The sequence below is a fragment of the Acinetobacter lwoffii genome (assembly GCF_052078135.1).
Lineage (GTDB): Bacteria > Pseudomonadota > Gammaproteobacteria > Pseudomonadales > Moraxellaceae > Acinetobacter > Acinetobacter lwoffii_Z.
Genome location: NZ_JBQGUZ010000002.1, coordinates 170,830 through 196,577, shown reverse-complemented (window position 1 = coordinate 196,577; position 25,748 = coordinate 170,830). Strand labels below are relative to the sequence as shown.

General features: G+C 44.6%; 20 protein-coding genes. 12 read left to right on the top strand and 8 right to left on the bottom strand.

The features are described from left to right. Positions 1–38 precede the first annotated feature (38 nt). A complete protein-coding gene (locus ACTL4S_RS02150) occupies positions 39–611 on the top strand; it encodes an RBBP9/YdeN family alpha/beta hydrolase (protein ID WP_420937375.1) in 573 nt (190 codons plus the stop codon). A gap of 138 nt (positions 612–749) precedes the next feature. After that, positions 750–1,355: an RBBP9/YdeN family alpha/beta hydrolase gene (locus tag ACTL4S_RS02145; protein WP_195725092.1), complete on the top strand. Its 606-nt coding sequence runs from the start codon at positions 750–752 to the stop codon at positions 1,353–1,355. On the opposite strand, the gene ACTL4S_RS02140 is transcribed toward ACTL4S_RS02145, so the two are convergent. Together ACTL4S_RS02140 and ACTL4S_RS02135 are read right to left on the bottom strand one after the other, a co-directional pair. Continuing rightward, entirely contained in the window at positions 1,309–2,049 is a 741-nt protein-coding gene (locus tag ACTL4S_RS02140) for a type III pantothenate kinase (RefSeq protein ID WP_420937376.1), read from the bottom strand. The genes ACTL4S_RS02145 and ACTL4S_RS02140 overlap by 47 nt on opposite strands. Further along, complete coding sequence (locus ACTL4S_RS02135; RefSeq protein WP_420937377.1) at positions 2,046–2,819, bottom strand: biotin--[acetyl-CoA-carboxylase] ligase; 774 nt, start codon at positions 2,817–2,819, stop codon at positions 2,046–2,048. Before ACTL4S_RS02135 ends, ACTL4S_RS02140 begins: the two co-directional genes overlap by 4 nt. Before the next feature lie 27 nt (positions 2,820–2,846). Here ACTL4S_RS02135 and ACTL4S_RS02130 point away from each other — a divergent pair, with 27 nt between their 5' ends. The 5 genes from ACTL4S_RS02130 (at position 2,847) to ligA (ending at position 11,126) form a co-directional block, all read left to right on the top strand. Then, positions 2,847–3,650 (top strand): sulfite exporter TauE/SafE family protein, encoded by an 804-nt coding sequence (locus ACTL4S_RS02130; protein ID WP_005107741.1) that lies wholly within the window; start codon positions 2,847–2,849, stop codon positions 3,648–3,650. A 200-nt stretch (positions 3,651–3,850) separates the two neighbouring features. Next, the gene (locus tag ACTL4S_RS02125) at positions 3,851–4,546 is read left to right on the top strand and encodes a GntR family transcriptional regulator (protein ID WP_144724252.1); all 696 of its coding nucleotides are present in this window, start codon (positions 3,851–3,853) and stop codon (positions 4,544–4,546) included. 11 nt (positions 4,547–4,557) lie between these two features. Continuing rightward, entirely contained in the window at positions 4,558–8,010 is a 3,453-nt protein-coding gene (gene smc, locus ACTL4S_RS02120; protein WP_441298680.1) for a chromosome segregation protein SMC, read from the top strand. A 1-nt stretch (position 8,011) separates the two neighbouring features. Next, positions 8,012–8,977 carry a cell division protein ZipA C-terminal FtsZ-binding domain-containing protein gene (locus ACTL4S_RS02115; RefSeq protein ID WP_441298657.1) on the top strand — a complete coding sequence of 322 codons (966 nt, stop codon included), beginning with the start codon at positions 8,012–8,014 and terminating at the stop codon, positions 8,975–8,977. A gap of 109 nt (positions 8,978–9,086) precedes the next feature. Continuing rightward, a complete protein-coding gene (gene ligA, locus ACTL4S_RS02110; RefSeq protein ID WP_253148318.1) occupies positions 9,087–11,126 on the top strand; it encodes an NAD-dependent DNA ligase LigA in 2,040 nt (679 codons plus the stop codon). 71 nt (positions 11,127–11,197) lie between these two features. Here the strand turns inward: ligA and ACTL4S_RS02105 are convergent, their stop codons facing one another. Then, the gene (locus ACTL4S_RS02105) at positions 11,198–12,265 is read right to left on the bottom strand and encodes an SDR family oxidoreductase (protein WP_441298656.1); all 1,068 of its coding nucleotides are present in this window, start codon (positions 12,263–12,265) and stop codon (positions 11,198–11,200) included. 342 nt (positions 12,266–12,607) lie between these two features. On the opposite strand from ACTL4S_RS02105, the gene ftn reads away from it, so the two are divergent. Then, positions 12,608–13,072, top strand: coding sequence for a heteropolymeric bacterioferritin subunit Ftn (ftn, locus tag ACTL4S_RS02100; RefSeq protein WP_004279207.1), 465 nt, complete (start codon positions 12,608–12,610; stop codon positions 13,070–13,072). A 55-nt stretch (positions 13,073–13,127) separates the two neighbouring features. On the opposite strand, the gene ACTL4S_RS02095 is transcribed toward ftn, so the two are convergent. The 5 genes from ACTL4S_RS02095 to ACTL4S_RS02075 all read right to left on the bottom strand — a co-directional run bounded on the left by ACTL4S_RS02095 (position 13,128) and on the right by ACTL4S_RS02075 (position 18,460). Continuing rightward, complete coding sequence (locus tag ACTL4S_RS02095; RefSeq protein ID WP_253148320.1) at positions 13,128–13,544, bottom strand: ExbD/TolR family protein; 417 nt, start codon at positions 13,542–13,544, stop codon at positions 13,128–13,130. A gap of 21 nt (positions 13,545–13,565) precedes the next feature. Then, complete coding sequence (locus ACTL4S_RS02090; RefSeq protein WP_441298655.1) at positions 13,566–13,991, bottom strand: ExbD/TolR family protein; 426 nt, start codon at positions 13,989–13,991, stop codon at positions 13,566–13,568. A gap of 16 nt (positions 13,992–14,007) precedes the next feature. Next, positions 14,008–14,907, bottom strand: a complete 900-nt coding sequence (locus tag ACTL4S_RS02085) for a MotA/TolQ/ExbB proton channel family protein (protein ID WP_253113744.1) — start codon at positions 14,905–14,907, stop codon at positions 14,008–14,010. A gap of 36 nt (positions 14,908–14,943) precedes the next feature. After that, complete coding sequence (locus ACTL4S_RS02080; protein WP_004646084.1) at positions 14,944–15,645, bottom strand: energy transducer TonB; 702 nt, start codon at positions 15,643–15,645, stop codon at positions 14,944–14,946. 148 nt (positions 15,646–15,793) lie between these two features. After that, positions 15,794–18,460 (bottom strand): TonB-dependent receptor, encoded by a 2,667-nt coding sequence (locus tag ACTL4S_RS02075; protein ID WP_441298654.1) that lies wholly within the window; start codon positions 18,458–18,460, stop codon positions 15,794–15,796. A 724-nt stretch (positions 18,461–19,184) separates the two neighbouring features. Here ACTL4S_RS02075 and ACTL4S_RS02070 point away from each other — a divergent pair. From ACTL4S_RS02070 to ACTL4S_RS02055, 4 genes are read left to right on the top strand one after another with little or no spacing between them, the layout of a single operon-like run. Then, positions 19,185–20,942, top strand: coding sequence for an ABC transporter substrate-binding protein (locus tag ACTL4S_RS02070; RefSeq protein ID WP_441298679.1), 1,758 nt, complete (start codon positions 19,185–19,187; stop codon positions 20,940–20,942). A gap of 22 nt (positions 20,943–20,964) precedes the next feature. Further along, positions 20,965–22,767, top strand: coding sequence for an ABC transporter substrate-binding protein (locus ACTL4S_RS02065; protein ID WP_441298653.1), 1,803 nt, complete (start codon positions 20,965–20,967; stop codon positions 22,765–22,767). A 20-nt stretch (positions 22,768–22,787) separates the two neighbouring features. Beyond that, a complete protein-coding gene (locus ACTL4S_RS02060) occupies positions 22,788–24,794 on the top strand; it encodes a M3 family metallopeptidase (protein WP_224216813.1) in 2,007 nt (668 codons plus the stop codon). 12 nt (positions 24,795–24,806) lie between these two features. After that, complete coding sequence (locus ACTL4S_RS02055; RefSeq protein ID WP_004279216.1) at positions 24,807–25,745, top strand: ABC transporter permease; 939 nt, start codon at positions 24,807–24,809, stop codon at positions 25,743–25,745. The last annotated feature ends 3 nt before the right edge of the window (positions 25,746–25,748 follow it).

The window sequence follows — 25,748 nt, the reverse complement described above, 5'->3', positions numbered from 1 at the left end:
ACTCGGGAATATCAGCACAAAATAAAGAGAAATTTCAAATGACCCAAGTGATTGTCGTACATGGTTATACTGCAAGCCCGGAAGAAAACTGGTACCCATGGATTCAGGAAAAAGCCCAACAAGAAAATGTCAGTTTAAAAGTACTCCGGCTCGATCCATCAACTACACCGACACTGGACATCTGGGATCAGCAAATGCGTGAACAGATTGATGCAATTGATGAGGACAGTATTTTTATTGCACATAGCTTGGGAACTGTGGCCGCATTGCATTACTTATCCAGAGAATTAAAACAGCAGAAAATTCAGCAACTGGTACTGATCGCGGGATTTAATGGTCGATTGGGTCGCCTGGATGAAGTAAATCCTTTTATTGATGCTGCTGAGATCGATTTTGATTTACTCAAACAGCAGATTGCAGAGCGTGTAGTGATCTATTCTGAAGGCGATGATCGGGTTGCGCCTGAATTTAGTCTGGAACAGGCGGACAGTCTGGATGCCATTGTGGTGAATGCCAAGCACCATGGGCATTTTATTGATTCTCAAGGTTGTACTGATCTGCCGGAACTCTGGAAAGTGATCAAGCCTTATCTGATTAAATCCGAAGTTTAAGCATGTTGTTGTATTCGCTAAATTTTAAAGTTTAACATGAGATGGTGTTCAAAAAGGCACTTGAATTCCATCTCCAGACTGGTTAAAACTAATTTTTTGTCGACGCAATTTGCGTTCAATGATAATAAGTAAATCACTATGAAAAATATAATAAAGAAAGTCTATATCGTGCCGGATTATCAGGCGACCTCCAATGATCACTGGTACCCTTGGCTCAGTCGCCAGCTTAAAAATACCGGTTTTGAGTCCAAGCGGATTATGCTGGCCAACCCTTTTCAGCCTGATTTAGAAGAGTGGCAGCAGAATCTGAAACTGCATATTCCGCACATGGATGAACATACCTTTTTAGTTGCACATGGCCTGAGTTGCGTCAGTGTTTTAAACTTTTTACAGGAACATTATATTCAGCAGCAACGCAAGATCGGTGGCATCATTCTGGTCTCAGCCTTTGATACACCCTTGGTTGCATGGTCAGAACTGAATAAAATACTGCAGGCTGTGCGACTTGATCTGAAAAACTTGCCGTATAGCTATAAACGTGCGGTGATGCTGATCTCCAGTAATGATCCTTATGTGCCTGCACCGATTTCCTTGCGTTTAGCACATAGCCTGAATGCACAAATTTTTGAGATCAAAAAAGCTGGACATTTTAACAAGGCTGATGGTTTTGCCGAATTCCCCCAATTGCTGGACATTATCAAACAGTGTCTGGCAAATGAGCTGCAAAATGCTGCAGGCCTTTAAGCAAGAGATCAGGTTCAATTCGGGGCTGATACTGAGCGAGATGTTGTGCAAACAGCGGTGCATCTCCACCGGTTAAAACCAGCTGTGCTGGAAAATCATGTAGTACTTTTTCAATGGTGCTGAGCAGACCCAGCAGAATGCCATGATGAACAGCGTCGATGGTATTGCGTCCGGGATTGAGTTCAGAAAAAGCGGCATCCGGAATTTTAATGCCTTTGGTATTCTGAATTAGGGAGTCACGTTGCAAGTACAGATTTGGCAGAATAAACCCCCCCAAATGTTGTTGTCCTTTCGCCAGATCAATAGTCAGCGCCGTACCACAACTAATCACACAATAATTTTCATGCGCTTGAGTCGCCACTGCAAGTACCTGTAACCAGCGGTCAATACCCAGTTGCGAAGGTTCATCATAGCCACAGATCAGACCGGCATATTCTGCCTGTACCTGAGCAAAAATCACTGGAATATGCAGGCTTTCTAAAATGCTGAGAATGCGCTCATTATTGATTTTATCCTGGACCGAGGATAGACCTACCTGATGCAAGCCCAGCGCTCTGAAATGCTGGATCAGGCCAAGTAACAAATCAGCAGGGGACTGTAAATGTAATTCCGCTGCTTGTTCAATAATCTGATCATGCTCGGTAATCCAGTATTTCAGCCGGGTATTGCCAATATCCAACCATAATTTTTTCATTGCTGTATGCCTGTTCGTCCAACGTGTTGAAGGCGGAGCTGTCCCTGATAAAAGGTCTGGATTCCCTGATCGGTCAAAATCTTGACTGCACCATCATCCTGAATCCCCAGAAAAGTACCGGAATATTGCCCTTGCACGTCAGTAAATTCAACTGCTTGTTGCATAAATGCAGCCGATCGATTGAAACGTGCCGCCAGGTTTTGACTGCTATAATTAAACCATTGCCCGGCTTGCTGAATCGCCAGATATAACTGGGCAATCAGCTCGACTCTTGAGGTGCAGGATAATCCCAGCTCGCTCAAGGAGCTAACCTGCTGATCTGGAAGGTCAGTGGGCAGAGGGTCGATATTTAAACCGACACCGACCACCACCTGTGTGGTTGAAATCGGCTCGACCAGAATACCGCCCCATTTTCCTTGCAGGCTATACAGGTCATTCGGCCATTTCACCTGTAATTCCAGGCCTTTTAGACTCGGCATTTGCAGGATATTTAACGCAATTTCCAGCGCCAGACGACCATCAATGGGTTTTTGTGTATGCAGCAATGTGCTTAAATAGATGTTCCCTTCAGGTGATATCCACTGACGTTGACGCTGTCCACGGCCTTGGGTCTGCACATGACTGCACACCAGAACCTGCTGCACCCCCTTCGTTGCCAATTCGCGTACATCATCATTGGTCGATGTAGTAATCGGTTTGATGAGTAATACTTCCGGGAGTTGGCCTGCATCGCTTAATCGTTGTTGCAGTTCACGAGTTTCTACATCCATTTGAATCTAAACGTGGTAAATATCGTTATGGAGTTAATCATATATTTATTGATTGGTGCAATTGCCGGATTCACCGCAGGCCTGTTTGGGGTCGGTGGTGGTTTGATTATTGTGCCGATCCTGTACATTGTTTTTACCCAGCTTCAGTACGATCCCAGCGTGATTATGCATATGGCGGTGGGCACTTCCTTGGCAACGATTATTGTGACTTCTATCAGTTCGGTGATGGCGCATCATCAGCGAGGGGCAGTACTATGGCCTGTGTTTCGTAATCTGGCGCCAGGTCTGATTATCGGTTCTTTCCTAGGTGCGGGGATTGCCGATTATTTATCTGGTCAGGGTTTGCAGTTAATGATTGGCTTCTTTGCGGTCTGGGTGGCATTTAGAATGTTCAAGGGAGCGCATATCCAGATTGATCCGAATCAAAAATTGCCTTCAACCCCGGTACAAATTGCTGCAGGTGGTGGAATCGGTGTGGCATCGGCGATCTTTGGGATTGGCGGGGGAAGTCTGACCGTCCCATTTCTGAATCGCTGCGGAATCGTGATGCAAAAAGCCGTAGCGACCTCTGCGGCTTGTGGATTGCCAATTGCAGTCGCAGGTGCGCTGGGTTTTATCTGGTTTGGTAAACAGGCGCAGGTTACCGTACCAAATACCATTGGCTATATTCATATTTATGCCTTTATCGGGATCAGCATGATGAGTTTTTTCACGGCCAAGCTGGGGGCAAAAGTGGCACATCTGCTTTCACCGGCCGTATTAAAAAAATGTTTTGCTGCACTACTGACTACCGTCGGCCTGTATTTTATTTATCAAGGTTTTATGGCTTGATTTAAACCTTTTAGGTTGAAGTGATTTACCGTATAAGGAGAATAGATGACTATTCTCCTTTTTTATGGCCTTGAGTTGGCTATATAGACATAAGATTGTCTGACAATGTCAAAGTATTTATGGATAAAAACCCGTTTAATAGCAACATAGTCCAAATAAAGGGCTAAACCAGTATCCATAAAAATAAAGACAGGAACGGTATGCCATTAGAACAAGCGCAGAGTTTGTCTGAGCAGATTGCCAAGCACATTAGCGAACAGATTATCCGCGGTGAACTGGTCGAAGGCGAACGTATACAGGAGCTCAGGATTGCCTCGGAGCTTGATGTCAGTCGGGGTTCGGTTCGTGAAGCCCTGCTTTTGCTGGAACGCACCCAGCTGATTGAAATTTTCCCGCGCCGTGGGGCGATTGTCTCGGAAATGTCCGCCTTGCAGGTGCGTGCCTTATTTGACATGACTTCATTATTGCTCGGGCAGATGGTGCATCGCATGGCGGAAACCTGGCGGGTGCATGAAGCTGAGCGCATTCAGCTATTATTAGAACAATTAGAAGCAGAAACCCGCCAAGGACACACTGAAAAGTTTTATGATCTGATCTTTCAGGGCATGGCCCAGCAGCATGAGATGGTCGGGAATCCTTATCTGATGCGCTACTATCAGGAACTGCTGCCTTCTTTACGTCGGAGCTATTTTTTGACCCTGAATATTTCCAGACGCGAGTTACAGGAATCTTTCGACTTATTTAAACTGGTCACTGAAGCAATTTTGATACGAAAAACCCATCAGGCCACTTTATTTATGGAAGATTTTTGTCGACACTTGCGCAACCTTGTGTTGGAATCTCTGACACGGATGAAACAAATTGAACTCGCGTGGGCCAGACGCTCACGACGTTAAATCAGGACATTATGCGTTTAAGCAGTTTAAAACTTTCAGGCTTTAAATCTTTTGCCGACAGTACCACTTTGCATTTTAAAGATAATCGTACTGCGGTCGTGGGACCGAATGGTTGTGGTAAATCCAACGTCATTGATGCCATACGCTGGGTCATGGGCGAGTCCAGTGCGCGTCAGTTGCGTGGTGGCAGCATGCAGGATGTCATCTTTACCGGAACTGCCAAGCGTAAACCGGTGGGCATGGCCAGTGTAGAACTGCGCTTTGACAATACCTATGGCAAGCTGGGCGGTGCTTATAATGCCTATAATGAACTGGCAGTACGCCGTCAGGTCAACCGCGATGGCAAGTCTGAATATTTTCTGAATGGCAGCAAATGCCGTCGTCGTGATATTACCGATATTTTCTTGGGTACCGGTCTTGGTCCACGTTCCTATGCGATTATCGAGCAGGGCATGATCAACCGTCTGGTCGATGCCAAGCCCGATGAAATGCGGGTCTATATTGAAGAAGCGGCTGGGGTATCGCGCTATCAGGCACGTCGCCGTGAAACCATGCTACATCTGGATCACACCACACAAAACCTGTCGCGTCTGGAAGATATCGTCTCCGAACTGAAATCTCAGCTAAAAACCCTGAAACGTCAGTCGGAAAGTGCGATTCAATATAAAGAACTGGAAGGACAGATCCGTACCATCAAGATCGAAATTCTGTCTTTTCAATGTGAGCAGAGTCACCGCTTACAGGAAGAATATACCCTTGAGATGAATACGCTCGGGGAAAACTTTAAGCTGGTGCGTTCCGAACTGACCAGCGTTGAACATGATTTGGGCAGCACCAGTGAACTGTTTCAGCGTCTGATTCAGCAATCCACCCCTTTGCAAAGCGAATGGCAACAGGCCGAGAAAAAACTGGCTGAACTGGAAATGACCCTGCAACAAAAGCAGTCTTTGTTAGAGCAAAATTCTACAAGTCTGGTCAAGCTGGAACAGCAAAAAGTCCAGACCAAAGAGCGTTTGCAGTTGATTGAACTGCAACTCGATACTTTACAGCAGCAACTTGAAGATCAGCAGGCGCAATTGCAGCAGCAAGATGGCCAGAGTCAGGCGCAAAGCCAGAATCTGAGTGAGCTCAAAGCTCAACATAGCACTGTGGCAGCGCAATTTACCCAGATCAAAACCCAGGTCGAACAGCAGCAACAGCGTAAATTACAGATGTTGGCTCAAAGCGAGCAACTGGCAAAGAATATTGAGCGGATTGAACAGCAGAAACAGACGCTCCAACAGCAAAGTGCACAGATTCAGCAACAGGCGCAGCAAGATGAGCTGGAGCAGTATCAGGCAGACAAAGCCCAAGCTGAACAGCAAATCGTTGGCTATGAAATTCAATTAACAGATTTAAGAACTCAATTCGAGCAGATGCAGGCAGAGCAGGCGAACCATCAGCAGCGCTTGATGCAGCTCAAATCTGAAATTCAGGTGCTTCATTCAGAAAAGAAAAACCTGAGTCAATTGCTGACCAAAGCTAACTCAAATACCAAGAGTAATGCGGTACAGCTGATGCATGTACTTAAGCTCAGTGATGCAGGCAAAGGACATGCCAGCCTGATCGAAAAGTTTTTGGCCAAGTGGCTGTCTGCCCAGATTCTGGCAGAGGGCGAGCACTTCCTTGAAGATTGTGCGCGTCAGTTAAAGCAACAGGCTGTTCATACTAAAATTCAGATAGCCAATACGATGTGTCTGGCCGACTGGATTGAATCTCCACATTATTCACTGTGGCAACAAGTCGCGGTCGTAGATACATTAACGCAAGCATTACCGCTTCAAACTGAGCTATTACAAGGCCAGACATTACTGAGTTTAGATGGCTATCATGTTGGATCGGACTGGGTCATTGCACTGGACTATGATGAAGCCAGTCAGGCCGGACAAGGTGCATTGAGTCATCGAATGCGTCTGGATGAAATCGAGCAGCAGCTTGCGGAACTTGAACCTAAGTTTATGCAGCTGGAGCAGCAGTTACCTGAATTCGCCGATCAGGTTAAAGCTTTGCAAAACCAGATTCAGAGTATCAGTGAGCAGCACAAGCATACCCAAAAGCAGCTGCAGCAACTCGATGTCAATATTGCTAAAGTACAAAGTAGTGCGCAGGCTTTTGCATTGCAAAAGCAGCAATTACAGCATCAGTTACAACAACTGGATGAGCAGCTTGAAGAAGATGCCATGCAGAAAGATGATCTGGAAATTGATCTGCATGCCTTGAATATCAAACTGGAACAGGCGCTACCAAATTATAAAACCCTGCAATTCCAGCTAGAAGAATTGAGTGCTCAGCTGGATGACTCACAGCAGCTCAATCAGCAAGCGCAGCAGGAACTGGAAGTGTTGCGCCGGCAAAATGTGCAAAGCCAGCAGCAGATTGAATTACTGGAAAAAGATCAGGTTTTCCTAAAAGAACAGTCTCAGCAAATTACTGCACAAATCGAACAAGCCAAAAAGTTTGTCGATCCGGTACAGCTGGAATTACCTGCTTTACAGAGCCAGTTCAATGAACAGGCGCAGATCACTGAAAAGCTGCAAAAGACCTGGGCCGACTGGCAGATTGAATTAAATCAGGTGCAGAGCAAACAGCAGCAGCTGACCGAACAGCGTCACAGCTTCCAGCAGCAGGATGAAAAACTCCGCACTACACTGGAAGAAAAACGTCTGGCCTGGCAGGCAGCCAAATCTGATTTGCAGCATTATTCTGAACAACTGAAAGAATTGAATAGTGAAGTAATTTCCGGGCTCGATATTGATGTTAAAGCACATCAGGCGAAACTGGAAAAAGCTCAGGCTCAGTTTGATAAACTCGGTGCAGTCAATCTGGCGGCTTCTGAAGAATATGAAGAAGTGTCAAAACGTTATGAGGAACTGAGTCATCAGATGCAGGATCTGGAAAATACGGTTGAACAGCTACAGGCTGCAATGAAAAGTATTGACCAGGAAACCCGTAAACTGTTTATGCACACGTTTGATCAGGTCAATGCTGAACTGCAAAACCTGTTCCCGAAAGTCTTTGAAGGTGGTGAGGCGAGTTTAAGCCTTGAAGATGGCTGGCAGTCGGGGGTAAAACTGATGGCCCGACCACCGGGTAAACGAAACAGCTCATTGGCCTTACTCTCGGGTGGAGAAAAGGCTTTAACTGCATTAGCATTGGTCTTCGCGATTTTTCGCTTAAATCCGGCACCATTTTGTGTACTGGATGAAGTCGATGCACCGCTGGATGATGCCAATGTGGGACGCTTTTGTAATTTAGTCAAAGAGCTTTCTGAACACGTGCAATTTATTTATATTACCCATAACAAACTTGCAATGATGATGGCGACTGATCTTTTGGGTGTAACCATGCCTGAACCGGGAACATCAAAATTAGTGACAGTTAATTTGGAACAGGCAAAAGAATACGGCCTAGCTGCGGAGGTATAATATGGAAATCACCACCATTATCGGGATTGTTATCGCAATTGTGATTATGCTGTTTGGTATAAGAATGCTGTTCAAAAAACCTGTAGAGGCTGTACCTTCACTGGATGCCAACCTGCATATCGACCCGGATAGCCAGACACCGATCATTCCAAGGCATGTACGTTCTCAATTGGCACAACAGGATGTCGAATCTGATCGTATCGAGCCAAGCCTGAGTGTAGATGAACCGGCTCCTGAAAAGCCTTCCGCCTTTCGCAAGGCTGAATCAACTCCGGTTGAGCCAAAAGCAGTCGAAACTCCTGTAGCTGCCCCGTCAACAGAAGCTGAAGTAGTGGAAAAGTCGGTAGTCACGGCAGCAGATGTTCAACAGGTAGAAGCGGAACAGAAGAATAGCCAGATTGAAACCAAGGAAGAAATGCCTGAATTCAGCCTGAACAGCAACATCGAAAAAGCAGAAATTTCTGAATTTAATGATGAAAGTAGTATTCTGGATGCACATCTGCATGAGCAAAAAATAGTGGATGAAGAAAGTGCTTTGTCCAATGCTGAAACCATTATTTCTTTGCATATCTATCCGCAAGGCCGTGTACTTTCAGGTGATAAAACCCTGAAAGTTTTACTAAAATATGGCCTGCGTTATGGCGAATTGGCCTGTTTCCACCGTTATAGTGAAGACGGTTCAAAACTGCTGTTCTCGGTATTGCAAATGACCGATACTGGAATGGAAGGCTTTGATCTGGAAACCCTATCAACTCAGGAAGTGAAAGGTCTGGCATTCTTCCTGGCTTTACCGCATAGCGATGTACAAAATGCGTTTGATACCATGGACAGTATTTCACGTCTGATTGCCCGTGAAGTGGATGGTCTGGTCTATGACCAGAACCAGCAGGAATTTACTCCACAATTACGTGAATTCTGGCGCCATCAGGCTATTGATTATCGTGCTGGACAAGGTACGGAAGTTTAAGGCTGCTTTGTTCAATCTCCAAGTTGAATCTGTAGACTGCAATTTTTATAATAGCCAAAAGCTGAATATTCTACAGGGCGGATTTTCCGCCCTTTTTTATGGTGAAATTATGACCCAAGATGCCACTGTCATTGCGCAAATGCGTCAACTGATTCAACTGCTTGCCAAGCATAACCATGCTTATTATGTGATGGATCAACCGAGCATTGAAGACAGTGAATATGATCAGCTCTTTCATCAGCTCAAAGCCTTAGAACAACAATATCCTGACCTGATCCAGTCCGATAGCCCGACAGATAAAGTGGGTGGGCAGGCGCTTTCAAAATTTGTGACCGTAACACACGCTGTGCCGATGCTGTCATTAGGCAATGTCTTTAATCAGGAAGATCTGCTGGCTTTTGCCCGCCGTATTGAAGAACGTTTGCCAAATCAAAAAATTGAATATGATGTGGAACTGAAATTTGATGGTCTGGCCATTTCACTCTGGTATGAGCATGGCGTATTGACGCGTGGGGTGACACGCGGCGATGGGGAAACCGGTGAAGACATCACCCAGAATGTCAGAACCATTCGCAACCTGCCGAAACTTTTATCTTCGGTGAATGGCATCATTCCCGATTTGCTGGAAGTACGCGGCGAAGTGTTGATGCCAAAATCCGGTTTTGAAAAACTGAATGCAGCCAATGCCGCCAAAGGTGAAAAGACCTTTGCTAATCCGCGTAATGCTGCGGCAGGAAGTTTGCGTCAGCTGGACCCGAATATTGCTGCCTCGCGGCCATTGGCTTTTTATGCTTATGGGATTGCTCAGTGCGTGCCGCATCATGGACAAACCACTATGTCCGCCAGTCTGGAATGGTTACATCAGTTCGGTTTTGCGGTTGGCGAGCGTCACTTTATCTGTGACAGTATTCAGGACGTGCAAAAGGTCTACGAACAGATCATTGATGAGCGTGCCAGTCTCAGTGTCGAAATCGATGGCATGGTAATCAAGGTTAATGACCTGAAACAGCAACAACAGCTTGGTTTCCTGAGCCGTGAACCGCGTTGGGCCACCGCCTATAAATTTCCGGCAGTTGCAGCACTGACTACGGTAGAAAATATTAATTGGCAAGTCGGTCGTACTGGAACATTGACGCCGGTTGCGCGTTTGAATCCGGTCGCTGTCGGCGGAGTAACAGTATCTAATGTAACCCTGCACAATATTGGCGAAATTCACCGTCTGGATGTGCGTATTGGCGATACAGTTAGTGTTTATCGTAGTGGCGATGTGATTCCTAAAGTTGAAAAAGTCTGGCCGGAATTTCGCCCGGTTGATGCAGTCGAAGTGCATTTACCTGAGCAATGCCCAGTCTGTGATTCACCCGTGGTCATGCCGGAAGGTGAAGCATTGGCCCGTTGCTCTGGCGAACTCTATTGTGCTGCGCAGCGGATCGAAACCATTCGTCACTTTGTGTCGCGTAAGGCCATGGATATCGAAGGGCTGGGTGATCGCTGGGTAGAGTCACTGCTACATCTAAATCTTTTAAAAGATGTCTCAGATATTTACCATCTGCATGAACATCGTGAGACTTTGCTCGGTATTGAAAAGATGGGCGCCAAATCGGTTCAGAATCTTTTGGATGCCATTGAAAACAGTAAAAAGACCACACTGGCTGCTTTTATCTATGCACTCGGTATTCGTGGGGTGGGTGAAACCACGGCACGTATGCTGGCCAATACTTTCCAGACCTTGGAGGCATTGCGTCAGGCAGATCTGGAGGCTTTAAAGAAAACTCCGGATGTAGGCGATATTACTGCGGAATGGATTCTGGATTTCTTCAAGGCGCCACATAATCTGGAAGTTCTGGATCGTTTACTGGCTGCCGGTATTCACTGGGATGCACCGATCGCACCGACTCGTCAGCCGTTAAACGGCGAAAGCTGGGTGGTCACCGGGACTTTAAGCAGTATGGGACGAGATGATGCAACCCAGTTATTGCAAGCCTTAGGTGCACGAGTCAGTGGCAGTGTATCCAGCAAAACCAAATGTGTGGTTGCGGGTGAAAAAGCTGGCTCAAAACTGGATAAAGCAGAAAAACTTGGTATTCCAGTGATCAATGAACAACAGTTTATTGGCTTGATGCAAGACTATGGTCAGCTTGAGGCTTAAATCGTCAAAGATTTCATAAAAGGCTAATGATTAAAAAAGCCACCTTCGGGTGGCTTTTTCGCATAGAAAGATTAAGGAATATATTTTTTCACGACACCATCATCGAGCAGCTGCTGGAAATGTTCCACCAGACTTTCTTTCACCGGACGATACTCAATACCGAGCTCATCTTTACTTTTCTGGGCATTAAAGAAAATTGGATAACCCATATTCAGCTCTACAAATTTGCGGCTAAAACCTGCTACAGGCCCGAACATTTTGAAGGCTGCCTTCGGCAATTGATTGCGCGGGAACGGAAACTTATTGCCAAAATGTGCCCGCAGAATTTGGCCCATTTCCAGCAGGCTCAAGCTTTCACTACAAATGATATAACGACCGTGCGCTTGCGGATTAAACGCAGCACGGATATGCGCTTCAGCAACATCCTGAACATCGACCACGCCATTCCACATCGGTGGAACGCCAAGTAAAGTCATACCATTGGCAAACTGTTGCAGGACTTCCACACTACCGGATTGGGTATTTGGCGTTAAGGATTGACCAAAAACCAGTGCCGGATTGATACAGACCAGATCCCAGCGATCCTGTGCTTCAGCCATTTCCCAGGCTTTGCGCTCTGCCATGACTTTGGAATAAGGATAAGGCTGATGTGTGGCCGAACTGGTGGTATTCCAGTGGGATTCATCAAAACTGTTATTCTCAGTTTGTAGAATATCAATGGCATCGCCATAAGTGGATGCGATACTCGATGTGACGATTAAGCGTTTCACTGATTCAGTCTGATTGACACTATTCAGTACATTTTCAGTGCCTAATACCGCAGGTTCGATAATATCTTTGACTGCATCTTTATAGTTGGTGACCACAAAAGGTGAGGCCATATGAAAAACAATTTCACAGCCTTGCATCGCCTGATCAAAAGAACCCGGGCTTAATAAATTGGCCTGAAATAACTTGAGAGTTCCCGGAGTGCTGTCGGCAATTTTTTCTAAATGGGCAAAGCTTTTACTTTTATTTAGGTCACGTACCGTGGCATGTACGGTATAGCCTTGCGTGAGTAATTTCTGGATGACCCAGCTGGCAATATAACCCGATGCACCGGTAACCAGAACCGGCGCTGTTGTTTGTGGATGTGTCATATCGGAACCGTTGTTGTTTTAAATTTGTGTGAATGATAAGCGAAATTTAAGCATGAAGTACGCCAATGCAGTGATGTTTATACAAAAAGAATGAATCTGTCTGGTCAAAATTAAGATTTACAAATTTTAACGCATGTGTTTATTTGCCAGTTTTACGTTATTGCCAAGCATAATGAAAATGCAAAGTGTTGTTTTATAAATGGGATTTCATTAAGAACGAAGTGTAAATGCAAGTACTTCTCATTTTAATTATATAAAAATCAAATATTTAACCATGGTTAAGCTTTGCAAATTCAATTGCTTTTCGCCATAATAGCAAAATACAGGTAGGGAGTTATTCAAATGCGCGGAAATCCAGAAGTCGTAGATTATTTAAATATGTTGATCGGTGGCGAACTGGCTGCTCGTGACCAATACTTGATTCACTCTCGTATGTATGAAGATTGGGGATTGACCAAAATCTTTGAACGTATCGATCACGAAATGCAAGAAGAGTCCCAGCATGCGGATGCGATTATCCGTCGTGTTCTGTTCCTTGAAGGAACGCCAAACATGCAGCGCGATGACGTTGAGATTGGCGAGGATGTGGTGAGCTGCCTGAAAGCCGATCTAAAACTTGAATATCATGTGCGGGAAAAACTGGCGCAGGGCATCAAACTGTGCGAAGAGAAAGGTGACTATATCAGCCGTGATATGTTACGCCAGCAAATGTCGGATACCGAAGAAGACCATACTTACTGGTTAGAAAAACAATTGCGCTTAATCGAACTGATTGGTCTGCAAAATTATATTCAGTCACAGATGTAAAACCGGATGAATAAAAAACCCAGCACATGCTGGGTTTTTTATATCTTGAAAATACTTAGTTGTTATTACTCATAATGCCAATTTTTTTGACCTCCAGCCTTTGAGCTGCCGCCATGACCATAGCGATATGTTTATATTCAGTGGCACGATCCGCCTTGATTTTAATCTGATCCTGATCCGCTTTTCGCGCTACTGTCTTGAATAAGTTTTCCAGAGCTTGGGTATTTGCTACCGGCTGTTCATTCCAGAAAATCTTACCTTGTGCATCCAGACGTAATTCCACCAGCTCAGGCGGTTTTTCATCGGTTACAGGAGGCGTTCCATTCGGTAGATCGATATTAATCGAGTTATTCGGCAAAGGAATTGTGATAATAAACATAATCAGCAAGACCAGCATGACATCAATCAGTGGCGTCATGTTGACATCTAACATCACATCATCATCTTGATTTGAACCAACATTCATACCCATAAACTTAATCCCTCTTTGTGCTTAAGGTGTAGCGGGCGGAGTGGTGACAAAAGCAATTTTGCCGATACCGGCCTGTTGGGTGGTACTAATCACCTGATCAATTGCTTCATAAGGCGTTATCTGGTCACCACGGATATGCACTTCAGGCTGAGGTCGCTTTTGAGCTTCTGCCTGTAATCGGCTCAGTAAAACCGTCTTATCCGGGATATAAGACTCATTCCAGAAAATATCGCCGGTTTTATTGACGGCCAGCTGAACATTTTCTGGCTTGGTTTCATACGGGACATTACGTTCTTCTGGCAGATCGACTGGTATGGTATGAATGGCAACCGGTACAGTAATCAGGAAGATAATGAGCAGAACCAGCATAATATCAACCAAAGGTGTGGTATTAATGGTTCCAATTACCTCATCATCGCTGTCGTTTGAATTGACCATCATTCCCATGGCTGATACCTCACTCTTACTTCACGTCACGATTAACAGGATTGTTGGTCGTAATTTCGCCGCTGAGTAATACTGCGTGTAAATCAGAACCAAAGGTACGTACTTCTTCCATGACCGCTTTATTACGGCGAGTCAACCAGTTGTAGCCGAGTACCGCAGGAACTGCGACTGCCAGACCGATCGCTGTCATGATCAGTGCTTCACCCACTGGACCTGCTACTTTATCAATCGAAGCCTGACCAGAAACACCAATCGCGGTAAGTGCGTGATAGATACCCCAAACCGTACCAAACAGGCCAACAAAGGGCGCAGTAGAACCTACTGTCGCAAGGAAGGCCAGGCCACCACTCAGATGGTTCTGGATTTTGTCGATTGCACGGGAAATCGAAATGGTGACCCAGGTATTGAAATCAATACGCTCAAGTAATGTGCCACCATGATTTTTGGTTGACTTGATACCTTTTTCCGCAATAAAACGGTAGACGCTGGCTTCATCCAGATTCTCGGTTGCATTATCTAGAGAAGATGATTCCCAGAATTGGTGTTCAGCTTCCTTGGCTTGCTTACGGATCTTACTTTGCTGTAAACATTTGCTGATCATGATATACCAGGTACCGATCGACATGACCACCAGAATAAACAAAGTGATTTTAGAAACAATATCACCTTCTTTCCACATGGCTTCTAGGCCATAAGGATTGTATCCAGCTTTTTCATCGCTAGCTTCAGCAGGCAGTGGTGGCGGGGTCGGTGTAGCCGCTGTTGCAGGTGTTGTTACCACTGTTTCAGTGACAGCACTGGTATTGGGGGTAGCGGACTGTTCTGCAAAAACTGTTTGCAGAGGTAATAAAGTGCTCATGGCAATCAGACCAGCAGCAGTCATATTTTTTAAAGGTTTTAGTGATTTTTTCATCATGGATCTCCTGATTTTTTTCTTTATCTGTTGTATCTGTTAGTCAAGGACAAATTCATATGGAATGTCATACCAAGATTCTTGCGGTTCGCCATTTTTCATTGCCGGCTTGAAAGTACATAAGCTGAAGGCCTTGGATGCTGCACGATCCAGCGCACGACTACCGCTCGACTTTTTCACTTTGGCATCCTGGACCTTGCCGGTGGTATTTACATATACAGAGATCAAGACTTCACCTTGTTCTTCATTCATCAGTGCATCACGTGGATAGTCTGGGCGTTTACAACCTGCTTCACCTTGTGAAACACCACGAGTTACGCCAGCGGGTGGAGGAGCTGGGGCTGGAGCGGCTGCGACTACTGGAGCCGGTGCTGCTACCGGACTTGGTGAAGGACTCGCTGCAACGGGAGTAGGTACTGCAACAGTTGTCGGTTGGGTTGGTGTTGGAAGTGTTTTCTGTACAGGAACGACTTTTTCAACCGGTTTCACCTCAGGCACTTGTGCTACTTTTTCCACGATTTTTGGTGGTTCAGGTGGTGTTTCTTTTGGTGGCTCAGGTTCAGGCGGCTTAATATCTTGAATAATCATTAGCTCAACTGGCTGTTCCGTTGGTTTAATAATGTCTTTTGCCATACCAGCCATGAGTACCAGGCCAACCAGGATATGCAAAAAAACAACGACCCCAATACCAGTCAGTTTTTTGGCGGAGTTTTTTTCTAAGTCTTCAAACTTTGTGCCCATCATGACTCCTAGAATTTAAGACAAACAGGAAATAGTGCACTGATGAGAAAATTTTTTTAGTTACAGGCAGCATTATTTTTTGTTTGGCTAAAATTAAACGGGGAAAACCGCAAACACCGCTTGGCAGCAGTGTTTGCGAAGTAATTAATTAAAAGAATTTATAAGTACCACGTAGGAAGTAGGTACGGCCCATTGGATCACCGTGACGAGGGTCATAGCCATATTGAGCATTGTTGGTTGCATCAGAAGCAGGTGGTTCTGCATCAAACATGTTGCGAATACCTGCAGTTAGCTCTAAATTCTTGAATCCGCTATAGGTGCCTGCAAAGTTATAAAGCGTATAGGCACTTACATCACGTTCTTGAGAAAAGTCTTCATAACCACGGATATATTGTTGTTCTAGTCTCATTTTCCAGTCTTCATAAGACCAGTTGATATTGGCAATATGTCTCCAGCGGACGACTGCAGGATCATCATAGATGCCGACGAGCCCTTCCCATTCACCGTTTGGTTCTTCTTGCTCATCCATTTTGATGACATAGGTACCATCAATCCCAAAACCAAAACGGCCTGTTGCTGTCATTGGGCTTAAGTAGTTCAGGCTGAGGTCAATCCCTTCAGTTTTTAATCCACCCATATTTTGTAGAGTTGTATTTAAATACTGGATACGACCATCTGGAGCGTAAACGATCAGATTGCCATAGCGATCAAGGTCATTAAAAATGTCATTAGGAGTAACTGAGCTGACTAAACCTTCAATGTCAATATTGTAGTAATCAGCGGTGAATACCAGATTCTTGATTGGTTCATATACGAATCCGGCTGTAAAAGAGGTTGATTCTTCTGGCTGTAAGTCTGGGTTACCACCTTGTTTACGCTTGAACTGCATACCACATTGGTCTGCAAATTGGGTGCTGGTCGGTTGACCGTTAGCATCACAAAAACGTGGGTTATTGAAGTTAGTGCTAGTATTGGTTTCACTTTGTAAAGAGTTGATTTCCCACATACTTGGGGCACGGAATCCAGTACTATAAGAACTACGGAACATTAACTCTTTAACCGGTTCCCAACGTAGGGATACTTTTGGATTGAAAGTATCACCAAAGTCACTATAGTCATCATAACGTGCCGCAAGTTGAGCTTCTAGAGTCGGCAAGATCGGTACATGTAATTCAGTAAACACCGCAGTAATATCACGGTCACCTGAACTTGACGGTTTATTTGGATCAATACCAGAACCTGGAACCTGGCGAACAAGATCGGCATTCACCTTGGCTTCCCAGTCCTGAGTGGTGTAGCTACCACCCAAGGCAAATCCAACTTCACCTGCAGGTAGTTCATAGATTGGACGGCTGACGGTGAAATCTATAGTGGTAGAATCCAGACTTGCCATATTTGTTGGGCCTGCCACATCAAAAGTAGACCATTTCCCAGCATCTGCAGCGGCCTGAGGACCAAATGGGTTTAAGGTGCCATCATTAAGTGCGGCTTGAACCAAACTTTGATTCAGGTAACCACTGACGAAATTATCAGTTGCTTCACTTTTGGCATAAGTAACGCCACCATTTACATCCCAACCGTAGACTTCACCTTCAATCCCTGCAAAAAAGCGGTTTGATTCATTTTCTGATTGAGAAACACGGTTACCTGATTGTGAACGTAAATAAAGTGCTGCTCTTGGATCTACCAGACCAGCGATGTCTGGTGTAATGCCGTTGCCTGGATAATATTTGCTGGTATTTGGAATAGAAAGACTACCTCCCCATACATCAGGTGCTATCGAGGTTTTTACTTTACTTTCAGTATAAATATATTCAGCAACCGCAGTTAATGAATCGGTTAATTTGAAGGTACCTTTACCTAGAGCTGAAAAAGTTTCTTCTTCTGGAGTAATACCAATGAGTGCTTGAGTGTTTAACAGGCAACGTGTACCAGATACAAACATATTTGGTGCATTATTACAGTTTTGATTGATATAAGGGTTAACTACACCTACACCTGAATCTAAAAGGTTGGCAGGGAAGCCGGCACTTGAACCGATCGCCATGTTCAACTCTGGAATTAAACCACCACGACGGCTGACTTTACGATCTTTGGCCATGATCATGTCAGAAGTACGATAATCTACTACACCGTAAACGTTGAAACCTTGTTCATCCAGATCACCATAACCACCGAAAATAGAGACATCATATTTGTCGCCATTCTTTTCTTCAGGTGCTTGCAGTCCACCAGAAATACCGAAACCTTGGTATTCCTTTTTGATAATAAAGTTAATTACGCCGGCAATTGCATCTGCACCATATACTGCAGAAGCACCATCACGCAGAATCTCGATTCGCTCAACCATCGCGAGCGGAATAATATTCAGGTTAACTTCAGAAGTACTAAATGGGCTGTTAGCCAAACGACGCCCATTTAATAAAACTAAAGTCTTATCAGTACCAATCCCACGCAGGTTGGCAGAAGAACCTGAAGTATTACTTTTACCAATATTTTGAGAAACAGCAAAACCAGCTTGGTTAGCACTTACTTTATTAATGGCTTCTTCAACCGTGGTGACCCCCTGATTCACCAGATCTTCGACTTTAAGCACAGTAATAGGAGCTGCACTTTGTGCAGCTACTCCTTTAATAGATGAACCTGTCACTGTCACTTTTTGAACCTTGGTAGGTTGAGCGGCAGAGTTTTCTGGTTCATCGGCTGCATGTGCCAAAGACAAGCACATCATACTTAAGCTGAGTGCGCTTAACTTGAGTAGTCTTTTGCTGACGGTTGGAGCCCCCATAGATCCGACCAATTTATTTTTTTTCATCGTAAATTTCACCCTTTTGTTATGTGAAGTAGTGCTGGGTTGATCTAAGCAAGGCGGATGCCAACTTATAAAATTTTATATTTTTATATTTTTAAATTATTGAAAAATATTGATTTAATTGAATGAGGTTTGAATTTATCGAGCGATACTGAAGAAAAATTAAGAAGTCTGTGTATCGAATCTGAAGAAAGAAGGAAGTGAGACCCCTGTCAAAGCAATAAATAAATATTTAATGAATAAGAAAGTAGTCCAAAAATGAGAGGGAAATTGAATAAAGTTTAATCATGGTGCATAATTTTTACATAAAATATACAATATTTTTTTAAAATAAATTATTTATAATACAATTACTTGTGTTTATTTATTGTTTACCTAAAGGTATACAATAGTGCAATAAGATGAAACAGGGTTGAGTTATTTTTGTGCGAAATGAACTTCAGTAAGAATTTTGAGGATAAAAATTTAATTAATGATTCATGGAAAATATTATGTTATTGATAATGTTTTAAATGATTAATAAAAATAAGCTTTTTTGAGTTAATAACAGGAAAAAAACGTTATTTTTTGAGGATGGCATGAAATTCGCTTTGTTCAGTTTATTCCATCTGTCCAGCTTTGACCCATCCATTGAAGCAAATATGGGATGATGTGTTAAAGACTTCCTATAGCAATTAAAACTTCAAGATCAAGAATAGGTACAAATTTGAAATCATCATTTTTCAGTATGACAATTTTGGCCTTGGCCATGACTACGGGGCAAACCTCCTGGGCAAAATCATCTGCACATCCGGATAAAGTTTTAAACTTGGCTTTCGAAGCGCCTGATGATGGTTTTGATATGGTCAAAACCTATAATTTTTATAGTGGTAGCGTGGCTGAGGCCATTTTTGAGCCTTTGTTGCGTTATGACTATCTGGCCCGGCCTGCAATTTTGGCCCCAAATACCGCCGAGTCTTTACCCGTGGTTGAACAGGATGGCAAAGTTTATACCTTTAAAGTCAAGCCAGGAATTTATTTTAGTCCTGATCCTATATTTCAGGGCAAGAAGCGTGAACTGGTGGCGCGTGATTATATCTACTCCATGCAAAGGATCATGGATCCCAAAAATCATTCTCCTTCTTTTTCTTTTATCGAGGGAAAAATCCTTGGGGCAGATCAGGTCATCCAGCAGGCTAAAAAAACTGGCAAGTTCAACTACGATGCACCTATTCCCGGTTTAAAAGCACTAGATAAATATACTTTACAAATTACCCTGACCCGTTCCGATCTGAATTTTCCGTATATTCTGGCCTATGTGGCTTTTAGTGGTACCGCACGGGAAGCGATCGAACATTATGGTCATCGGGCAGGTCAGCATCCGGTTGGAACAGGAGCGTATCAGTTACACAAATATGTGCCGCGTAGCCGTATTGAACTGACCGCCAACCCGAATTATCGTGGTTTTGTCTGGAACTTTAAGGGTGATGGTTCTGAATGGGATCAACGTATTGTCAAAGCCATGCAAGGCAAGCAGATGCCGCAAATTGGCAAGATCAAAATCAGTATTATTGAAGAGGAACAGTCTCGCTGGCTGGCTTTAAAGTCTGGACAACTGGACTATGACAAACTCACTGCGAGCGGCGCCGAACAGGCACTGGAAAATAAGCAGCTGAAAAGCGAATACAAGAAAAAAGGCATCCTGCATTATCCGAATAAAGAACCGGAAATTACCTATACCATCATGAATATGCGTGATCCGTTAATTGGTGGGAATTCACTGGAAAAAATTGCCTTACGTCGTGCTCTCGCCTTGTCCTATAACCAGAAAGAAGCTATTCAGCAGTTGTACAAAGGTCATGCCGATAAAGCTGAAATGATTTTGCCAGAGGGAGTGGGTGGACATGACCCGAAGTATAAAAGCAGTATTGCTTATAACCCATTACTCGCCAATAAACTGCTTGACCGCTTTGGTTATAAGAAAGGTGCTGATGGTTACCGAACCTTGCCCGATGGCAAACCTTTGATACTGAAAATGAATTCAACCAGCTCAAGCTCTTCGGTGATTTCTGCAGAGTTATGGAAAAAGAATCTGGATGCGATCGGGGTGCGAATTGAGTTTAAGGTCAGTAATTTTGCTGACAATCTAAAAGAAGCCACCCAATGCAAACATATGATGTGGGGGGGAGCCTGGATTGCAGACTATCCGGAAGGGGAAAACTTTGCCCAGTTACTGTATGGGCCAAATGCGCAGCAAGGCAACCTGAGTTGCTATACCTCAAAAGCCTATGACGCATTGTACCAGACCGCGATGAAACTGCCGCCGCAGCAGCGGACGCCATATTATGAGCAGATGAACCGCCAGATGGAGGCCGATAATCCATGGATTCTGCACAATACTCGTATACGTAACTGGTTAATTCATCCGCATGTACAGGGCTTTAAAGCCCATCCGGTGACCAGAGCAGTTTGGCAATATATGGATATTGAACCTGTTAAAAAATAACTTGAGAAGATTAAGAACCAGTATGAATGTGAATAAAAATACTTTAAAAAAACTGGCCAGTGGGGTGTTAGTGGCCGGTTTGATGATGGCAGGGAGTGCACCGACATGGGCCAGCAATCCTGCCAACCCGAATAAGGTTTTAAAAACAGTATTTCTGGCAGCTGAAACCGGTTTTGATCCTGGTTATATCCATGACCGTTATTCAGCCAAGATTAATGCCGCGATTTTTGAGACCTTATTTACCTATGATTATCTGGCCTCGCCGGCAAAATTAGTGCCATTGACTGCAGTCAGTCTGCCTCAAGTGAGTGCGGATGGCCTGACTTATACCATCAAAATCAAAAAGGGCATTTACTTTGCCGATGATCCGGTCTTTGGCGGTAAAAAACGTGAACTGACCTCGTATGACTATGCTTATAGCTTGAAACGTCTACTGGACCCAATACTGCATTCACCGAACAGCTGGTTGCTGGATGGCCGAATCAAGGGGCTGGAAGCATGGACGGCTCTAACCAAAAAGAATGGCAAAGCCTATGAAAATCCGTTTGAAGGTATTCAGACCCCAGACCGCTATACCTTGGTCTTAAAGCTGAATAATCCGGATCAGAACTTTCCGATGTTGCTGGCACATGGGCCTGCCGCTGCAGTAGCTCGTGAAGTGATTGAAAAATATAAAGACAAAGCGGGTTGGGTCATGAATAGGCCAGTGGGAACTGGTCCTTATGTGCTCAGTCGCTGGACACCAGGCTCACGGATTATCTTAAAACCAAATCCAGCTTATCGTGGTTTTGTCTGGGACTTTAAAGCCAGTGGTGCAGAAGATCAGGCTATTGTAAAAGCCATGCAGGGCAAAAAAATGCCTCAAATCGGCACTATTGATGTGCGTGTTATTGAAGAAGCGCAATCCCGGATGCTGGCATTTAAGAAAAATGAACTGGACCTGCTCGAAATTGAGGGCGATATCGTCGTACAGGCCCTCGATGGTGACAAATTAAAGCCTGAGCTGGCTCAGCAGGGAGTGAAGCTGTCACGTATTTTAGAGCCCTCCATTAGCTACCATTACTGGAATATGCAAAACCCGGTCGTGGGTGGTTTCGCGCCAGAAAAAATTGCCTTACGTCGTGCCATGGCGATGGCATTTTCTGTGGAAAACATGATCAATGTATTACTTAAGGGAGATGGAGCAAAACTGCACATGCCTATTCCCCCAGGAGTAGCAGGCTATTCACCGTCCTATAAAAGCAGTATTCCCTATTCAGTCAAAGCAGCCAACATGTTGCTCGACCGCTATAACTACAAGATCGGTGCAGATGGCTGGCGAAAGACGCCTGAAGGTAAACCTCTGGTGATTGAACTGATTACTGGGAATACCAGTCGGGGCCAGCAGCAGGGTGAATTCTGGAAAAAGACCCTGGACAGTATCCATATTCAGCTGACCAGTAAGGCCATGCCATTCGCTGAAGGCATCAAGCTGGAAAAGCAATGTAAAACCATGTTTAAGAGTTCTGCATGGATTGCCGATTATCCGGATGCTGACAACTTTATGCAGTTGTTCTATGGCAAGAATATCAATGTCACCAACAATGCCTGTTTCAAGCATCCTGAATTCGACCGTCTATACGAACAAACCCAGAGCATGCCGCCTGGACCGGAGCGTGATTTGCTCTACCGCAAAATGACCCGAATTCTGGAAGTCAACATGCCGACCCTGATGCTCTATAGCACCTACCGTAACGCTTTGACCCAACCCCAAATTATTGGACATAAGTCCCATCCGATTCTGTCTTCAGAATGGATGTATATCGATATTAATACGAAAAAGTAAGAAAAAATCTGGAGATGAATATGAAATCAAAATCTTTAAAATTAAGTACCTTATGTTTAATGATGATGGGGGGATATCAAGGTGTAGCGGCAGATACCCAAGTACAGCTGCTGCCATTATTCAAGGCTGCAGAAATTCCGTCTTTATGTGATGCCAGTCTGGCCTCCATGCAAAAAGATATCCAGATATTTGAAAATAAGAAAATTAAAAATAAAGCCAAGGCCGGGCCTTATCTGGCTGAATGGGATGAATTGCATGCCAAAGCCCGTGATTTCGGTGCTGCAGTAGGGTTGTACAGTAATGTTGATCCGGATCCTGCATTGCGTCAGGCAGCCGATGACTGTGAACTTAAAATCAGCAAATACCAGACCACTCTGTATCAGAATCCGAAACTGTATGCCCAGTTCAAGAAACTGAAAGCCAGTGATCCGATTGATCAGAAACTTTTAGAAGATATTCTGGAGCAGTTTGAGAACACCGGGGTACAACTCAGTGCAGAAAAACAGAAACGACTGAAAGAAATTATTGAAGAAAGTACCAAACTGGGGCAGGATTTTTCCAAAAATGTGCGGGATAACCCTGAAAAAGTTGAATTTACTCCAGCTGAAATGAAAGGCCTACCAGAAAGTTATATCGCAAATTTAAAGAAAAATGAAAAGGGCAATTATCTGCTCGGCTTTGATTATCCGGAATACCAGCCTTTTATGGAGCTGGCAGAAAGTGATGAAGCACGCAAACGTTACCAGACCGCTTACACGCGTCGCGGGACTGAACAAAACCTGCAATTCATGAAAAAGGCCATTGATCTGCGTTATGAAATGGCACAACTTTTTGACAAGGAAAGCTATGCCCATTCTGCGCTTGAATTCCGCATGGCCAAAACTCCGGAAGCAGTGAACGGTTTTCTGGATGAGGTTTATGCCAAAGTTGCACCTCTAGAAAAGCAGGATGTAGAACAATTACGCCAGTTCAAGGCTGAAACTTTAAAAGTTCCACTAGAGAAAGCAGAAATTACACGCTGGAATCAGGGTTACTGGAGTGAAAAACTGCGTCAGGCCAAATACAAGGTAGACCAGGAAAAATTACGGGATTATTTCCCGACAGAAGCATCGCAAAAATGGTTATTCGCTATTTCTTCGGAACTCTATGGCATTGAGTTCAAGCCGGTGAAAGTCAAGGCCTGGCATGATGAAGTGGAATATTATGCGGTACATGACAAGGCTACGGGCGAATTCCTGGGCGGATTATATGTCGATAAATACCCGCGTGAAGGCAAATATGGGCATGCAGCTGTCTGGGGAGCTTATGGTGGCAGTACCCTGAATCAGCGTCGTCCGGTATCGGTACTGGTGACCAATTTTAACCGTAAGGGCTTGAACAGCAACGAACTGGAAACCTTTGTGCATGAAATGGGGCATGCCTTGCACGGAATTCTATCGAAAACCCGTTATACGGAACAGTCTGGTACCTCGGTAGAGCGTGACTTTGTAGAAGCGCCGTCACAGATGTATGAAGAGTGGGCACGCCGTCTGGAAACCTTGTCAAAAGTAGCAGATTACTGTGAGCCGGCATGTCCTCGGGTGGATGCTGCCATGACCGAGCGCTTAAAGAATGTGAAGAATTACGGCCGAGGCCTGCATTATGCCCGTCAGGCTTTATATGCCCAATATGATATGGCCTTGCATGGTAAAGATGCAAAAAACATTGAGCCTTTAAAACTCTGGCAGGATATGGAAGGTAAAACTGCCTTGGGTTATGTTAACGGTCAGCAGTTCCCGGGACAGTTCGGGCATCTGATGGGCGGCTATCAGGCAGGTTACTATAGCTATATGTGGTCTGAGGTCATTGCCCTGGATATGCTTTCCTCCTTTGGCGATCAGCTCATGGACAAAAAAGTCGGTGCGCATTATCGCAATACGGTCCTGGCTCAAGGCGGACAAAAGCATGGCGAGCAAATGGTGAAAGACTTCTTGGGTCGTGATCCGGACAGCAAAGCTTTCTTTAATGAAATCTCTGGAAAAAATTAAGGAAGGCAAGCGATGCTGGCATATATTATTCGACGGCTTTGGCAAATGATCCCGACCATGCTCGGGGTGATTTTGCTGATATTCCTGCTGTTTAACTGGGTAGGCGGAGACCCTGCCTATATTCTGGCCGGTAAAATGGCCAATGCGGAACAGATTGAAAACATCCGTCAGCAACTGGGTGTGGATCAACCGTATTACGTACAACTCTGGATCTTTATCAAGCAGATTTTAACCTTTGATTATGGGGTGAGCTGGAGCACCGGGGAGTCGGTGGCACAGATTATCACTACCCGTTTGGGGCCCTCACTGACCATTTTGATTCCACTGACGATTCTGCAAACTATTATTTCTATCATTTTGGCTTTGGGGGTGGCTTCGGTTCGTGGTTCTTTGACTGATCGCATGATCATGATGCTGTGTACGATCGGTATGTCGATCAGTATTCTGGTATACATCATCGTGTTCCAGTATTTCCTGGCTTATGAATTGAGCTGGTTTCCGGTACAGGGCTGGAGTGATAATTTCGCTGACAACCTTTTCAAATATGCCTTGTTACCTGTGCTGATTATGTTGGTGGTCAGTATTGCACCAACACTACGCCTGTATCGTAGTTTTGTACTGGATGAAGTCAATCAGGACTATGTACGTACTGCGCGTGCCAAAGGCTTGGGTGAAAACCGTATCATGGGCGTGCATGTCTTGCGCAATGCCTCGATTCCGATTATTACCGATGTCATGGCAGGACTTCCGGCACTGCTGATCGGTGCTTTCCTGATTGAACGTTTTTTTGGTATTCCTGGAATTGGCCGTGAAGTCATTATTGCGGTAGAACGTTCCGATTTTCCTGTGATTAAAGCCATTACGGTCTATGTTGCTGCTGCGACCATGATATTCAACCTGATTGCCGATCTGATCTATAAATGGGTTGATCCGCGTGTACAGTTGAAGTAGGTG

Bases quoted from the DNA above. Each gene is read 5' to 3' on its own strand.
- ACTL4S_RS02150 (WP_420937375.1), top strand. From the start codon at position 39: ATGACCCAAGTGATTGTCGTACATGGTTATACTGCAAGCCCGGAAGAA.
- ACTL4S_RS02145 (WP_195725092.1), top strand. From the start codon at position 750: ATGAAAAATATAATAAAGAAAGTCTATATCGTGCCGGATTATCAGGCG.
- ACTL4S_RS02140 (WP_420937376.1), bottom strand. From the start codon at position 2,049: ATGAAAAAATTATGGTTGGATATTGGCAATACCCGGCTGAAATACTGG.
- ACTL4S_RS02135 (WP_420937377.1), bottom strand. From the start codon at position 2,819: ATGGATGTAGAAACTCGTGAACTGCAACAACGATTAAGCGATGCAGGC.
- ACTL4S_RS02130 (WP_005107741.1), top strand. From the start codon at position 2,847: ATGGAGTTAATCATATATTTATTGATTGGTGCAATTGCCGGATTCACC.
- ACTL4S_RS02125 (WP_144724252.1), top strand. From the start codon at position 3,851: ATGCCATTAGAACAAGCGCAGAGTTTGTCTGAGCAGATTGCCAAGCAC.
- smc (WP_441298680.1), top strand. From the start codon at position 4,558: ATGCGTTTAAGCAGTTTAAAACTTTCAGGCTTTAAATCTTTTGCCGAC.
- ACTL4S_RS02115 (WP_441298657.1), top strand. From the start codon at position 8,012: ATGGAAATCACCACCATTATCGGGATTGTTATCGCAATTGTGATTATG.
- ligA (WP_253148318.1), top strand. From the start codon at position 9,087: ATGACCCAAGATGCCACTGTCATTGCGCAAATGCGTCAACTGATTCAA.
- ACTL4S_RS02105 (WP_441298656.1), bottom strand. From the start codon at position 12,265: ATGACACATCCACAAACAACAGCGCCGGTTCTGGTTACCGGTGCATCG.
- ftn (WP_004279207.1), top strand. From the start codon at position 12,608: ATGCGCGGAAATCCAGAAGTCGTAGATTATTTAAATATGTTGATCGGT.
- ACTL4S_RS02095 (WP_253148320.1), bottom strand. From the start codon at position 13,544: ATGGGTATGAATGTTGGTTCAAATCAAGATGATGATGTGATGTTAGAT.
- ACTL4S_RS02090 (WP_441298655.1), bottom strand. From the start codon at position 13,991: ATGGGAATGATGGTCAATTCAAACGACAGCGATGATGAGGTAATTGGA.
- ACTL4S_RS02085 (WP_253113744.1), bottom strand. From the start codon at position 14,907: ATGATGAAAAAATCACTAAAACCTTTAAAAAATATGACTGCTGCTGGT.
- ACTL4S_RS02080 (WP_004646084.1), bottom strand. From the start codon at position 15,645: ATGGGCACAAAGTTTGAAGACTTAGAAAAAAACTCCGCCAAAAAACTG.
- ACTL4S_RS02075 (WP_441298654.1), bottom strand. From the start codon at position 18,460: ATGAAAAAAAATAAATTGGTCGGATCTATGGGGGCTCCAACCGTCAGC.
- ACTL4S_RS02070 (WP_441298679.1), top strand. From the start codon at position 19,185: ATGACAATTTTGGCCTTGGCCATGACTACGGGGCAAACCTCCTGGGCA.
- ACTL4S_RS02065 (WP_441298653.1), top strand. From the start codon at position 20,965: ATGAATGTGAATAAAAATACTTTAAAAAAACTGGCCAGTGGGGTGTTA.
- ACTL4S_RS02060 (WP_224216813.1), top strand. From the start codon at position 22,788: ATGAAATCAAAATCTTTAAAATTAAGTACCTTATGTTTAATGATGATG.
- ACTL4S_RS02055 (WP_004279216.1), top strand. From the start codon at position 24,807: ATGCTGGCATATATTATTCGACGGCTTTGGCAAATGATCCCGACCATG.